Below are 13,336 nucleotides of genomic sequence, written 5' to 3' on the forward strand. Positions count from 1 at the left end.
TGGAGAAGGTGCGCAAGGTCCTGAAGATCGCCAAGGAGCCGATCTCGCTCGAAACCCCGATCGGCGACGAGGAGGATTCGCACCTCGGCGACTTCATCGAGGATAAGAACGCGATCCTGCCGATCGATGCAGCGATCCAGTCCAACCTGCGCGAAACGACCACGCGGGTGCTGGCCTCGCTGACCCCGCGCGAGGAACGCGTGCTGCGCATGCGCTTCGGCATCGGCATGAACACCGACCACACGCTGGAAGAGGTCGGCCAGCAGTTCTCGGTCACCCGCGAGCGTATTCGCCAGATCGAGGCCAAGGCGCTGCGAAAGCTGAAGCACCCGAGCCGGTCGCGCAAGCTGCGCTCTTTCCTCGATAACTGATCCACGATGCGGGCGGCGCCGGAAGGCGCCGCTTCCGTCTCTGCCGTCCGGCCGTGTTCCTTCGTCCGTCAGGGTCTGTCGTCCATGTCCGATGCTGCGTCCGGTGCTGCTGAAATCGTTTCCATCGCGGCGGGCCCGCTCACGGCCGCCATTTCGGCGCTGGGGGCGGAACTGCAGGCGCTGCGGCTCGGCGAAACCGATCTGATGTGGAACGGCGATCCGGCGGTGTGGGCCGGGCGGGCGCCCATCCTGTTTCCCGTCGTCGGCGAACTGGCCGGCGGCGAATACCGGCTGAACGGCCGGTCGTTCCCGCTCGCCCGCCACGGCTTTGCCCGCCGCCGGGTGTTTGAGGTGGCGGAGCGGACGCCGCACAGCGTGCTGTTCCGCCTGACCGACGATGCAGCCAGCCGCGCGGTCTATCCGTTCGCGTTCACGCTCGATGTGCGCTTCACCCTCACCGGCGCGGCGCTTGAGGTGGCGGTGACGGTCACGAACGGCAGTGCCGGCCCGATGCCGGCCTGTTTCGGTTTCCATCCCGCGTTCCTGTGGCCGCTGCCCGGTGCCGGCGCGCGGGAGGATCACGCCATCGTCTTCGAGGCCGACGAGCCGGCGCCGCTGCGTCGCCTCGGCCCGAACGGGCTGGTGGAGCCGGCCGGCGTGCCGACGCCCGTCGAAGGGCGGCGCCTCGCGCTGCGCGACGGGCTGTTTGCGCACGATGCGCTGGTGTTCGATGCGCCCGCCAGCCGCCGGGTGCGTTATGGCGGGGCCGGCGGGCCGTCGATCACGGTCGGTTTTCCGCTGATGCCGCAGCTCGGCATCTGGACCCGGCCGGGCGCCGGCTATGTCTGCATCGAGCCCTGGCACGGCATTGCCGACAGCGAGGGCTTTACGGGCGACTTTGCCGAAAAGACCGGCGCCGTGGTGATCGCCCCCGGCGAAAGCCACGCCTTCGGCATGACAATCGGCGTTTCCGCGGCCGGCTGAAGCCCGGTCGCGAGCTGGAAAACATAATTCTGTCCGATGGTTATTGCGCCCGTTGTGCGGCCGGTGCCGGGCGGCGGGCACGCGCCTGCCGGCCCGCCGGTGCCCGCCCGCCAGCCATTGACGCCGGTCCGCGCGGAAATTATGTGTATCATGCACATTAATTGATGCGGCCTGCGGAGGGCCATCATGAAAGCAGCAATTGTCGGGGGGCGGGGCCAGAGCCCGGTCTGTGGATCGTTTGCCGCGCCGCAGGCCGCGGCCGGTGAAGTGCTGGTGGCGGTTACCGCGGCGGCGCTCTGCCCGCTGACGCGCATTCGCGCCGCGGGCACGCATTACAGTGCCTCCGGTTCGTTTCCGCTCGTTGCCGGCGTCGATGGCGTCGGCCGGCTCGACGATGGCCGGCGGGTCTATTTTCTGCTGCCGCGCGCGCCCTATGGCAGCATGGCCGGACTGGCGCCGGTGTCCGGCAGCCATGTCATCGCCGTGCCGGACGGGCTGGACGACGTTGCCGCGGCGGCTCTTGCCAACCCCGGCATGTCGTCGTGGGCGGCCTTCACGGCGCGGGCGCGGCTGAAGCCGGGCGAGACGGTGCTGATCAACGGTGCAACCGGCGCCTCCGGGCGGCTTGCGGTGCAGATCGCCCGGCATTTCGGCGCCGGCAAGGTGATCGCCACCGGCCGCAACACCGCGGTGCTGCGCGAGCTGGAAGCGCTGGGTGCCGATGTGACGATGCCGCTCGCCGGCGACCGCGCGGCGCTGACCGAGGCGTTCAGGAGCCATTTCGCCGCGGGCGTGGATGTCGTGGTGGACTATCTGTGGGGCGAGAGCGCCGAATGCCTGCTGGCGGCGGCGGCGAAGACGGCGGTCGAGGGCGTGCCGGTCCGCTTTGTGCAGGTCGGCAGTTCGGGCGGCACGGAGATCACGCTTCCGGCTGCGGTGCTGCGCTCCTCCGGCCTTGAGCTGATGGGCAGCGGCATCGGCAGCGTGCCGCTCGCGGGCCTGCTGGATGCCATTGCCGGCGTGTTCGGCGCGGCGCTGGATGGCGGCCTCAGCCTGCCGGTGCGCACCATGCCGCTGAGCGCGGTTGCCGAGGCCTGGCAGGACGATGGCCGGGCCGGCCGCGTGGTGCTGACGCCCTGACAATGCGCTTCAGGGCCGGCCGCCCGTGTTGCCGGGCGGCCGGTGCCTCAGCCCGCCGGCGTCTTGACATGGCGCATGGCAGCGGCATAACCGCCCTCCGCGCCGTCGACGAAGTGCATGTGGCCGGCCTGCATGACGGAGGGCACGATACAGGTCATGAGCGCCGCATCCTGCCGGTGCAGGCCTGAAACCGCCACGTCCGCGGCGGCGGCCAGACGGGCTTCCAGCCGGTCGGCAAAGGCGGGCGTGCAGTCGAGCGTCATTCTCAGGCCATCATCGAACTTGCGAAAGTCGGTGTTGGCCACCAGTTCTGCCAGGTAGCGCTTCGGGTCGAAGGCGCCGACCGGGGTTCGCCAGCGGAAGATCTGCCGGCTCACGAACAGCCGGGCGACGAACCAGAGCCGACCCAGCGGCCCCGGAAGGTAGGGCGGCGGGGTGTAGAGCGTTCTGTAATCGAGGCCGCCGGCCGCAAGCTGCAGGGGTGCCAGAACCGGCGGCCCGGCTTCGGGCACGGGGCTGCCGGCCTCGTCGCCGCTGGCGGCGACCATCGCCAGCACCGCGTCGACGATCCGGCGGAAGGCCGCCGGATCGGCACCCGGTGCGGGCACGACAACGAGCGACAGCATGATGCCGCGCCGGGCGGGCATGCGGTCGAAATGACAGGAGAGGCCGGAAAGGTCGGGCCGGGCGCCGGCCGGGGCGGCGGGCAGATGATAGAGGCCGGCCTTCATCCGCGCCTCGCTCCACGTCAGGCCGCCGCCGGCAAACATGGCGTAGGTCACGTTGGGCGAGGGCGCAAAGCGGCTGATGGCAATGTCGAGGCCGGCGGCGCGCACTGCGGAAACGGGCACCAGCGCCGCCCGCAGCGTCATGTCGAGATCGGCGGCCACCCACGCGGCGGTTGCGGAAAGCGCCCCGGCTGCGGCCGCGGCGGCTTCCGGCCCCACCGCAAAGGCAGCGCCGTCGCCGCCGAACGCGAAGGGAAATTCATCGCTGCCGATGGCATTGGCCAGAGCGGCAATGGCGGCGGCGCCGGCGGCGTTCACCGCCTTGTAGCGGCCTTCGGCGGCGAGCGCCGTGGAGGCGACGACATCCGTCAGGCCGATCAGCCAGTCATCGGGAAGCCGGCGATAAAGCGCCGGGTCCGTCAGGTGGCTGAACTGATCGAAGACCGGAACACTGCGATAGAATGCACCGGTGGCGGCGGCCGCCGGAGGCGGCTGAAACGGCTGCGGCATGGCGTGCAGGCTCCGGTGCGGGCGCATCTTTCGGGTGCGCCGGCGCGCAACGCACGCATAATGCCGGCAAAGGCGGGGCTTGTCAGGAGCCTTGCGGCCGGCGTCGTGCAAGGCGGCAAGCCGGCTCTGCGGGCCGGCGGGCCGGAAACGTCAACGACAGGGGCAGGAGTGACCCGATGGCCGGCGAACATCAGTACGCCAACGATATCGTAGCCTGGCTGGTCAGCGAGGCCCGCTTTCTCGACCCCGCCGTGGCCATCGAGGGCTTTGCCCACCGGCTGCGGGCAACCGGTCTGCCCATCGACCGCATCACCACGTCGGTGCGGGTGCTGTCGCCGACCATTCTGGCCGTCGGCACCGTGTGGCGGCCGGGCCATGCCATCACGCTCTCGACCTATGATTATGTCGAGCGCGACGAGGGGCTTTATGAGCGCAGCCCCTATTATGTCGTGCACCAGACCGGCCGGCCGCTGCGCATCGATATCGGCGAAACGCCGGACGACCGCTTCGGCATCGTGCCGGAGCTGAAGGCAGAGGGCATCCGCGCCTACTGGGTGGAGCCGCTGCCGTTCGTCGACGGGGTGCTGAACGTCATCACCTTCGCCACGCGCGATCCGGCCGGCTTTCCGGCCTTCTTCGCGGGTCTGCTGGCGCGGGTTCTGCCCGCTTTCACGGCGGTGATGGAGGTGTTCTCCAGCCACCGGGTGCTGCGCGGGCTGCTGGCTGCCTATGTGGGCGAGGGGCCGGCGCGGCAGATCGTTTCCGGCACCACCCACCGCGGCGAGGTCACGCGCATCCGCGCGGCGGTGCTGTTTGCCGATCTGCGCGGCTTCACCGCGCTTTCCACCCGCATGCCGCCGGAGGAGACGGCCGAACTGCTCAACCGCTATTACGACCTCATCGTGCCGGCCATGACCGATCGCGGCGGCAACATTCTGAAGTTCATCGGCGACGGTGTGCTGGCGATCTTCTCCGACGAGGAACAGGGCTCGGCCGGGTCCTGCGCCAATGCGCTGGCGGCGGCCGAGCGCGCCCTTGCGGCCGCTTCCGCACAGGATTTCGGCACCGACGAGCCGATCCGCTTCGGGCTGGCGCTGCATCATGGCGATGTCGCCTATGGCAATGTCGGTTCGGGATCGCGGCTCGATTTCACCGCCGTCGGGCGGGATGTCAACGTCACGGCCCGCATCTCCGGGCTGTGCAGCGTGCTGGAGCGGCCGCTGCTGGTTTCCACCGGGTTCGCGGCGCTTCTGCCGGGGCGCGATTTCGTCAGCCGCGGCTGGCACACGGTGCGCGGGCTGGCCGACCCCATCGAGGTGCTGGAGCCGGCGGGGCTTGAGGCCGCCTGGCCGCGCGCCGTCTCCGGCGTGCCCGCCTGAAGCCGGCAGGTCAGAAAAAAAGGGGCTCCCCGGGGAGCCCCTTTTGTCGTTTCGGGCGGCTGTCGGGCTCAGGCCGGGCCGGCCTCTTCGTCGTCGTCCGACGTTCCCCGGCCGGCGGCCCGGCGATCCAGTGCCCGGTGCGCGGAGGCCACGGCCTCGTGCTCGCCGGGGCGGAAATGCACCGCCGGCGGCCGCACGCCGTGCAGCAGCAGCACCCGGCGGATGGACGGCGCCGCGCCCGAGACATAGACCAGCGCGCCGCGCCGCAACGCCTTGCGCACGAAACCCTCGATGGTGGTGGCGGCGGTGGAATCCAGCACCGGCACCTGCGCAACGTCGATGATGAAGGCGCGCGCCTTGTTGTCGGCGACGCGGTCGAGCGCGGCGCCGATGGTGGCGGCCGCGCCGAAGAAGAACGCCCCGGTGATGCGATAGACCACCACCTCGCGGTCGGCGGCGGGTGCGCCGTCATAGACCGGGCGCGGGCTGACATCGTCGGGCCGGTCTTCCGGGGCGAGCGACTGCACCGCATCGAGGCGCACGGTGGTGGCCATGCGGTGCAGGAACAGCAGAGCGCCGAGCGCGAACCCGACCACGATGCCCTCGGAAAGATCGCGGAACACCGTCAGCAGGAAGGTGGCTGCCAGCACCACCGCATCCCCGCGCGAGCCGCGCACCAGCGCGGCAATGGCATGGCGCTCCACCATGTTCCACGCCACCAGCGCCAGCACGCCGGCAAGGGCGGCGAGCGGGATGAAGGCGGCGAGCGGGGCCGCCACCACCATGAACGCCAGCAGGAACAGCGAATGCAGCATGCCCGCCACCGGGCCGCGCGCCCCGGCGCGCACGTTGGTGGCGGTGCGGGCGATAGTGCCGGTCACGCAGATGCCGCCGAACAGGCCGGAGGCGATGTTGGCGGCGCCCTGTGCCACCAGCTCGCAGTTGGAGCGGTGCCGCCGGCCGGTCATGCCATCGGCAACCACGGCGGAAAGCAGGCTCTCGATGGAGCCGAGCAGGGTGAAGGACAGCGCCACCGGCAGCAGCGCCACGATGCGTTCGGGCGTGATCTCGGGCAGCGACGGTGCCGGCAGGGTGGAGGGGATGCCGCCGAACTTGCTGCCGATCGTTTCCACCGGCAGGCCCAGCCCCCAGGCGGCCACCGAGGCCACGGCCACCGCGATCAGCAGGCTCGGCCACTGCGGCCGGCGGCTGCGGATGATGACGATGAGGGCGATGACGCCGATGGCCAGCACCGCGGCGGCCGCGTTGGCCGAGGGCAGCGCGGAGGCGAGCGCGGCGATCTTCGGCACGATGGGGCCGGGCTCGCCATGGGGCAGGGTCAGGCCGAACAGATCCTTCAGCTGGCTCGCCAGAATGATCACGCCGATGCCCGCCGTGAAGCCCACGGTGACAGGGTAGGGGATGAACTTGATGAAGGTGCCAAGGCGCAGCAGGCCCACCGCCATCAGCATGATGCCGGACATGATGGTCGCCAGAATGAGACCGTCGACGCCGTAGGTGGCGACCGTCGTCGACACCAGCACGATGAAGGCGCCGGCCGGTCCGCCGATCTGGAACCGGCTGCCGCCGAGCAGCGACACCACGAAGCCGCCGACGATGGCGGTGTAGAGACCGCGATCCGGGGTGACGCCCGAGGCGATGGCGATCGCCATGGACAGCGGCAGCGCCACGATGGCGACCGTGAGGCCGGCAACGGCATCTGCCTTGAGATCCTTCAGGCGGTAATGCTCGGCAAGGACCGTGACGAGCTTGGGCGTGAACAGCTCTGTGAAGCTCGGTTCGAGCGAACGCGTGGGCATGACAACTGACCGGTTTGGTGGGCCGCGGCGAAAGAGGGATCGTCGGCACAAGGTCGGCGGTCGCCGCCGCGATCTTTGCAAACCGGTGGCCTGATAACAAGATGCTGCGCCCGGTCGCACGCATATTTGCAACATTTGCGAAAGCCGCGCTCCCGCCGCGCCCGCGGGCCGGTGGCGAAGGGGCGGGGCGATATACCTAGGTATGGCTTCCGCCTGCCTTGGTATCCGGGGCCGACACGGCCGGATGAATTGTCCGCTTCCTGCGGCACTCATAGTCTTTGCCGTGTTGCAGCCCGGCCATGTTGCAGCCCGGCGGGACGACAGCCGGCGCCCGCGGGCGTTTCTCAGGCGTCGCCGGACCGGTCGTCCGCGGCGCAGCCGTTCCTGCCCCCGGTTTGCGGGGGTGTTCCCCTTGTCTGCCAGCCATCCGGCTGTTGCCGCGCCGCGGCGTCACGGCCCTCAGGGGCCTCGCGCGGCGCCGGTCTCCTCCGTTCCGTTCCCGCTCGCTGTTGCCGCCGGCCGGCCGGCGCGCCCGCTCACCATTCCGCTTAAGGAGGCTCTCCGATGGGTTATGTCACGACCGCCGACGGCGTCGAGATCTTCTACAAGGACTGGGGTCCGAGAGACGCCCAGCCGGTGTTCTTCCACCACGGCTGGCCGCTGTCGTCCGACGACTGGGACAACCAGATGCTGTTCTTCGTCGCCCGCGGCTACCGCGTGGTGGCCGCCGATCGCCGCGGCCACGGCCGCTCGGCGCAGGTCAGCGACGGCCACGACATGGACCACTATGCCGCCGACACCGCCGCGGTGGTGGAGCATCTCGGCCTGCGCAATGCCATCCACATCGGCCATTCCACCGGCGGCGGCGTGGTGGCGCGCTACACGGCCCGCCACGGCGGCGGAGGCCGGGTCGCCAGAGCCGTGCTGATCGGTGCCGTGCCGCCGATCATGCTGAAGACCGCCGCCAACCCCGGCGGCCTGCCCGTGGAGGTGTTCGACGGCTTCCGTGCGGCGCTCGCCGCCAACCGCGCGCAGTTCTATCTCGATGTGCCGGCGGGCCCGTTCTACGGCTTCAACCGGCCGGGCGCCGCGGTCTCGCAGGGCGTGATCGAGAACTGGTGGCGGCAGGGCATGGCGGGCGGCGCCAAGGCGCAATATGACGGCATCAAAGCCTTCTCCGAGACCGATTTCACCGACGATCTGAAGGCCATCGCAGTGCCGACGCTGGTGCTGCACGGCGACGACGACCAGATCGTGCCGATTGCCGATTCCGCGCTGCTGTCGGCGAAGCTGCTGCAGAACGGCACACTCAAGGTCTATCCCGGCTTTCCGCACGGCATGTGCACCACCCATGCCGACGTCATCAACGCCGACCTGCTGGCCTTCGTGAAGAGCTGACGGGGCTGCCGGCCGGGCGCGGAAGCCGGCGCAATGAGCGGCGGCAGTACGAAACCGGCCGGCAAACCGCCGGCCGCGCCGCCGCCGGCCCCGGCACTGTCCCCCGGCATCGACCTCTCCCGCTCCGCCGGCCCGTCCGCGGGCGGCGTTCGGCGCCGCTTTTGCCTGTGGCGTGGACGCGGCGCGTTATTGCCGTGTCGTTTTCGCCCGCGGGGTGGCGGCTCCCGAAGGACCGTGCCGATGCGCTGAAGGGGAATTCCGGCGGCGCCTTTCACGATGGCCTGCGTTCTGTGCGCGCCGGCCGCGCGCGGCCGGCGGGGCTGCCGTGCGCCGCGCTGTCCCTGCGGCCTGCAAGCGCGGTCGGCTTGCAGACGCGGTCCGGGGGCTGCTGCCTTCGGCGCGGTTGCTGCCGGGCAGCGCCTGCGTGTTCCCGGCCGGGCGGTGCTGTCGTCGCTGCGCCGGCATCTCGGGCCCGGCACGGGTTGCTGCCGGCGGCTGCCTTCGTCACGGCCGCCTCGTCTGCCGTTCCGGCGCCGGGCGATCAGCCGGATGGAGCGCGCCGCTATACCTTCGTATGCGCGGCTGGCCGGGGGCCACATGGTAAGCTGCCTCAGCATCATCGACAGGGCGCGCCGTGCCGGCGAGGGGAGGCTGCGATGAACCCGGTCCTCAGCCTCCGCCCGCGCGGCCTGCTGAAGTCGTCCGTGGCCGCCGTTGCGCTCGGCGCGGGCATCTTCGCCGTGGATACGCTGACGACGCTCGATACCGCCGTCGCCGTGCTCTACAGCGCCGTGATCCTGCTGCTGGCCGACAGCCTCGGCCCGCGCGGGCTGCTGGTGGCCGGCGCGGCGTGCGTGGGGCTGACGGTGGCGGGCTTTCTCGCGGTCCACGGTCTGGCGTTGGATCCGCAGGCCATGATGCGCGGCGGGGTCAGCCTCACGGCCATCGGGCTGACCACGGTGCTGGCGGTGCGCAACCGGCGCTCGGCCGCGTCGCTGCAGGAGCAGGCGGCGCTGCTGAACCTGACCCACGATGCCATTCTGGTGCGCGATACCGCCGACACCATCCTTTACTGGAACCGCGGCGCGGAAGCGCTCTATGGCTGGCCGGCGCGCGAGGCGGTGGGGCGCAATGCCGGCGAACTTCTGGGCACCGTGCTGCCGGCGGGCCGGGCGGAGGTGACCGCGCAGCTTTACCGCGCCGCGCGCTGGGACGGCGAACTGCGCCAGCGCTGCCGGGACGGCACCGAGATCCGCGTTTCGAGCCGCTGGTCGCTGCAGCGCGATGCCGCCGGCCGGCCGGTGGCCACCATGGAGACGAACAACGACATCACCCGCCGCCGGCTTTCGGAAGAAAAGCTGCTGAAGGCGCAGCAGGAGCTGGAGCAGGTCTCCCGCGTTGCCACCTTCAGCCAGCTCACCGCTTCGGTTGCCCATGAGGTGAGCCAGCCTCTGGCCGCCATCATCACCAACGGCGAGGCTTGCCTGCGCTGGCTGGGCCGGCCGGTGCCCGATATCGGCGAGGCGACCGGCAGCGTGGAGCGCATGATCGCCGCCGGCCGCCGTGCGGGGGCGGTGGTGGCGCGCATCCGCGCTCTGGCACGGCGCGACGCGCCGCGTCACGAGCGGCTGGCGCTGAACGGGGTGATTGCCGGGGCGGCGCAGCTTCTTGCCGCCGACATCGCCGCCCGCCGGGTGGTGCTGCACCTGCGCCTCGCCCCGGTGCTGGCGGATATCCGCGGCGACCGCATCCAGTTGCAGCAGGTGTTCATCAACCTGATGATGAATGCCCTGCAGGCGATGGAAGCCGGGCCGCTCGAAGATGCGCCGGCCGGCGGGCGGGTGCTGGTCGTCGCCTCCGCCCCGCACGACGACGGCTGCGGCGGCGCGCCGGGGGTGGCGGTGACCGTCAGCGACACCGGGCCGGGGGTGCCGGCCGAGCGCCTGCCGCGGCTGTTCGAGCCGTTCTACACCTCCCGGCCGGGCGGCATGGGGCTGGGTCTTGCCATCTGCGCCAGCATCGTTGAGGCCCACGGCGGAGGCATTGCGGCCCGGCCGATTCCGGATGGCGGTATGGCCTTTCATGTTACACTTCCGGCCATGAAGGACATGCAAGAATGATTGTTGCCTCCATGATGAAGAATGCCGCGCCGTCGCCCGATGATGCACTGGTGATTGTTGTCGATGACGATGAAATGCTGCGGGCATCGCTTTCCAGCCTGCTGCGGTCGATCGGCCTGAAAGTCGAGCTCTTCGGATCGGCGGCGGAACTGCTCGCCGCGCGGCTGCCGGACATGCCGCGCTGCCTTGTGCTGGATGTGCGCCTGCCGGGCGTCAGCGGGCTGGATTTTCAGGCCCAGATCGCCCGCTCGGGCCTTGCGATGCCGGTCGTGTTCATGACCGGTTTCGGCGATATCCCGATGACGGTGCGTGCCATGAAGGCGGGGGCGGTGGATTTTCTCACCAAGCCGTTCCGCGATCAGGAGTTGCTGGACGCGGTGCTGGCGGCCATCGGTCAGGACCGCGCGCGGCGCCGCGAGGAGGGGGTGCTGGCCGGGCTGCAGGCGCTCTACCGCACGCTGTCGCCGCGCGAGCAGGAGGTGATGGTCCTCGTCACCGCGGGCCTGATGAACAAGCAGGTCGCCGCCAGAGTGGGGTTGAGCGAGGTGACCGTGAAGATCTATCGCGGCCACGTCATGCGCAAGATGCAGGCCCGTTCGCTGGCCGATCTGGTGCGCATGTCGGAACTGCTCGGGCTGCCGGCGGCGGCCGATGCCGCCGGCCGGCCGTGACGGCGGCTCCGGCTGCGGGGTGGCAGCAAGGGGGGCAGCAGGGGCGACGGCCGGGGGCGGGCCGCGCTTTCAGGACAGAATTTCGGAAGGACGTCATTGAAGTGTCCCACTCTCAGCACGGGTCCCGGCCGCCGGCGATGGTGATGATCATCGACGACGATGAAGCGGTGCGCACGGCCACGGCAAGCCTGTTGCGCTCGTGGGGTTTTGCCACCAGCACCTTTGCGCGGGCGGAGGATTTTCTGCATTCGCCCCGCCTGAATGAGGCCGGATGCGTCATCAGCGATGTGCAGATGCCGGGCATGAACGGGCTTGAGCTGCAGGCCCGCCTGATTGCCGGCGGCCATCCGGTACCGCTGATCTTCATCACCGCTTTCCCGGAAGAGCGCATCCGCCGGCAGGCCGACGCGGCCGGGGCAGCGGGCTTTTTCGTCAAGCCGTTCGACGGTGACGAGATGATCGCCTGCCTCCGGCAGGCCCTGCGCGCGCCGGCCTGACAGCAGGCCTGACAGCACCGGCGGCCGGCAGAAAGCACAGCCGTTCCGCTGCGCGCCGCGGGCCGGCGATGATAATGTGCCTCGCGGGCGGCCGCCGGCAGGCGACGCGGCGAAACGGGGCGCACACGGCGCAGGACGGGACCGCAGACAGACAGACGGGACCGCAGATGGATGGACGGGGCATGACGGATCGATCCGGCGCGGCCGCGCCGGCCGGCGGGCAGGCGGTGCCGGCCGCCGGCTGGTGGAATCGTCTCCGCCTGTTTCCCGCCGGCGCGCGCGACGGCATCGAGCGCCACACCGCCTTCGATCGCGAAACCCGGCAGAGCTGGCGCATGCTGAGCGCGCCCTGCGGAACGGCGGCCGCCGCCGTGCTGGAGCGCGAGGCCCGCATCGCCGCCCGGCTGGGCGAGGCCGTTGCCGAGGTTCCGCTGCGCGTCGTCCGCGACGGGCGTGTGATCCTGCTCTCGGCGGCGGACAGCGAGACGCTGGTGGCGAAGGGCGGCCTGCTGCTGCCGCCGGGCCGCTTTCTCGACCTTGCGGTCGAAGCCGCCGCGGTGCTGGCGCGGATGCACGGCGCCGGCGTCATTCACCGGGCGCTGCGGCTGTCGCGCTTCGTGGTGGCGGCGGATGGCACCCTGCGGCTGCGGGGCTTCGGTCAGGCTATGGCCGGCGACATGCCGGAAGCGCCGTTGCTTTCGCCGGCCTCCGGCGCCGCCATGGCCCATGCCGCCCCCGAGCAGGCGCGGCGGCAGAACCCCGCCAGCGATGCGCGCAGCGACCTCTATGCGCTCGGCGTCGTGTTCTATGAACTGCTGACCGGCCAGCGCCCGCTCACTGCCCGCACCACGGCGCAATGGCTGCATGCCCATGTTGCCGTGGCGGCGGAGCCGCCGGGCACGCTCCGGCCCGACCTGCCGGCAATGGTCGATACCATCGTGCTGAAGCTGCTCGCCAAGGAGCCGGCCGGGCGCTACCAGAGCGCGGCGGCGCTTCACGCCGATCTCGTGCGCTGCCGTGACGACTGGCAGCGCACCGGCGATATTGCGGCCTTTCCGCCGGGGCGGGCGGATATCGGCCCGCCGGCGGTGTTGTCCGGCCGGCTTTTCGGCCGGGCGGCGGAGTTCGGCTGCCTCACGGCGGCTTTTGCCCGCGTGCGGCAGAGCGGGCGGGCGGAAGGGGTGCTGGTGACGGGAGAGGCCGGGGCCGGCAAGTCCGCTCTGGTCGCCCGGCTCGCCGCCCATGTCATCGAGGCGGAGGCGCGCTTTGCCGCCGGCAAGAGCGATCTGTTGCTGAAGGACGTGCCCTTTGCGCCCTTTGCCGGCATTCTGCGCACCGTGTTCGCCGGGCTTCTCAGCGAGAGCGCGGCGGGGCTGGAGGCCGCCCGCGAGCGCCTCGTCGCCACGCTGGCCGGCTACAGCGGGCTTGTCGCCGATCTCGTGCCGGAGGCCGCCTTCGTGCTCGGTAGCGCCGCCCCGCTGCCGGAGGTTTCCGCAGCGCTGACGCAGGCGCGCATGGCCCGCGTCATCGTGCAGACGCTGGGTGCCGTCGCCACGCCGGGCACGCCGCTGGTGGTGTTCCTCGACGATCTGCACTGGGCCGACGGGGCCAGCCTTGCGGTGGTGCGCGCGCTTGTGGAAACGGCGCCGGCCCATGTGCTGTTCGTCGCCGCCTGCCGCGAGGACGAGATGGCGCGCACGCCGGCCCTGCGGGCGCAG

The 13,336-nt window shown here is 71.0% G+C and carries 11 protein-coding genes; 9 read left to right on the forward strand and 2 right to left on the reverse strand.

Annotation, left to right across the window (positions count from 1 at the left end; genetic code table 11):
- The 3 genes from V7067_RS03900 to V7067_RS03910 all read left to right on the forward strand — a co-directional run.
- Positions 1-371, forward strand: a 371-nt coding sequence (locus V7067_RS03900; protein ID WP_334174569.1) for a sigma-70 family RNA polymerase sigma factor, incomplete at its 5' end; no start/stop codon positions are given.
- A gap of 84 nt (positions 372-455) precedes the next feature.
- Positions 456-1,355, forward strand: a complete 900-nt coding sequence (locus tag V7067_RS03905) for an aldose 1-epimerase family protein (RefSeq protein WP_334174570.1) — start codon at positions 456-458, stop codon at positions 1,353-1,355.
- A 186-nt stretch (positions 1,356-1,541) separates the two neighbouring features.
- A complete protein-coding gene (locus tag V7067_RS03910) occupies positions 1,542-2,495 on the forward strand; it encodes a zinc-binding alcohol dehydrogenase family protein (protein WP_334174571.1) in 954 nt (317 codons plus the stop codon).
- A gap of 47 nt (positions 2,496-2,542) precedes the next feature.
- Here V7067_RS03910 and V7067_RS03915 read toward each other — a convergent pair whose 3' ends face one another.
- Positions 2,543-3,733 carry a DUF3095 family protein gene (locus tag V7067_RS03915; protein ID WP_334174572.1) on the reverse strand — a complete coding sequence of 397 codons (1,191 nt, stop codon included), beginning with the start codon at positions 3,731-3,733 and terminating at the stop codon, positions 2,543-2,545.
- 176 nt (positions 3,734-3,909) lie between these two features.
- Between V7067_RS03915 and V7067_RS03920 the strand changes: the two genes are divergently transcribed.
- Entirely contained in the window at positions 3,910-5,112 is a 1,203-nt protein-coding gene (locus tag V7067_RS03920) for an adenylate/guanylate cyclase domain-containing protein (RefSeq protein WP_334174573.1), read from the forward strand.
- A gap of 68 nt (positions 5,113-5,180) precedes the next feature.
- On the opposite strand, the gene V7067_RS03925 is transcribed toward V7067_RS03920, so the two are convergent.
- A complete protein-coding gene (locus tag V7067_RS03925; protein ID WP_334174574.1) occupies positions 5,181-6,932 on the reverse strand; it encodes a SulP family inorganic anion transporter in 1,752 nt (583 codons plus the stop codon).
- A 564-nt stretch (positions 6,933-7,496) separates the two neighbouring features.
- Between V7067_RS03925 and V7067_RS03930 the strand changes: the two genes are divergently transcribed.
- From V7067_RS03930 to V7067_RS03950, 5 genes are all read left to right on the forward strand, one after another.
- Positions 7,497-8,330, forward strand: coding sequence for an alpha/beta hydrolase (locus V7067_RS03930; protein WP_334174575.1), 834 nt, complete (start codon positions 7,497-7,499; stop codon positions 8,328-8,330).
- A 656-nt stretch (positions 8,331-8,986) separates the two neighbouring features.
- Complete coding sequence (locus V7067_RS03935) at positions 8,987-10,450, forward strand: ATP-binding protein (RefSeq protein ID WP_334174576.1); 1,464 nt, start codon at positions 8,987-8,989, stop codon at positions 10,448-10,450.
- On the forward strand, positions 10,447-11,121 hold the full coding sequence (locus V7067_RS03940) for a response regulator (RefSeq protein ID WP_334174577.1): 675 nt from the start codon (positions 10,447-10,449) through the stop codon (positions 11,119-11,121). Before V7067_RS03935 ends, V7067_RS03940 begins: the two co-directional genes overlap by 4 nt.
- 137 nt (positions 11,122-11,258) lie before the next feature.
- A complete protein-coding gene (locus V7067_RS03945; RefSeq protein ID WP_334174591.1) occupies positions 11,259-11,618 on the forward strand; it encodes a response regulator in 360 nt (119 codons plus the stop codon).
- A 182-nt stretch (positions 11,619-11,800) separates the two neighbouring features.
- A partial coding sequence (locus tag V7067_RS03950) for an AAA family ATPase (protein WP_334174578.1) occupies positions 11,801-13,336 on the forward strand: 1,536 nt, incomplete at its 3' end.

It is taken from the genome of Pseudoxanthobacter sp. (assembly GCF_036822375.1).
Taxonomy (GTDB): domain Bacteria; phylum Pseudomonadota; class Alphaproteobacteria; order Rhizobiales; family Segnochrobactraceae; genus Pseudoxanthobacter.

Excerpts from the sequence above, each read along its gene's own strand:
- V7067_RS03920 (WP_334174573.1), top strand. The coding sequence starts at position 3,910 with ATGGCCGGCGAACATCAGTACGCCAACGATATCGTAGCCTGGCTGGTC.
- V7067_RS03930 (WP_334174575.1), top strand. The coding sequence starts at position 7,497 with ATGGGTTATGTCACGACCGCCGACGGCGTCGAGATCTTCTACAAGGAC.
- V7067_RS03925 (WP_334174574.1), bottom strand. The coding sequence starts at position 6,932 with ATGCCCACGCGTTCGCTCGAACCGAGCTTCACAGAGCTGTTCACGCCC.
- V7067_RS03935 (WP_334174576.1), top strand. The coding sequence starts at position 8,987 with ATGAACCCGGTCCTCAGCCTCCGCCCGCGCGGCCTGCTGAAGTCGTCC.
- V7067_RS03915 (WP_334174572.1), bottom strand. The coding sequence starts at position 3,733 with ATGCCGCAGCCGTTTCAGCCGCCTCCGGCGGCCGCCGCCACCGGTGCA.
- V7067_RS03940 (WP_334174577.1), top strand. The coding sequence starts at position 10,447 with ATGATTGTTGCCTCCATGATGAAGAATGCCGCGCCGTCGCCCGATGAT.
- V7067_RS03945 (WP_334174591.1), top strand. The coding sequence starts at position 11,259 with ATGGTGATGATCATCGACGACGATGAAGCGGTGCGCACGGCCACGGCA.
- V7067_RS03905 (WP_334174570.1), top strand. The coding sequence starts at position 456 with ATGTCCGATGCTGCGTCCGGTGCTGCTGAAATCGTTTCCATCGCGGCG.
- V7067_RS03910 (WP_334174571.1), top strand. The coding sequence starts at position 1,542 with ATGAAAGCAGCAATTGTCGGGGGGCGGGGCCAGAGCCCGGTCTGTGGA.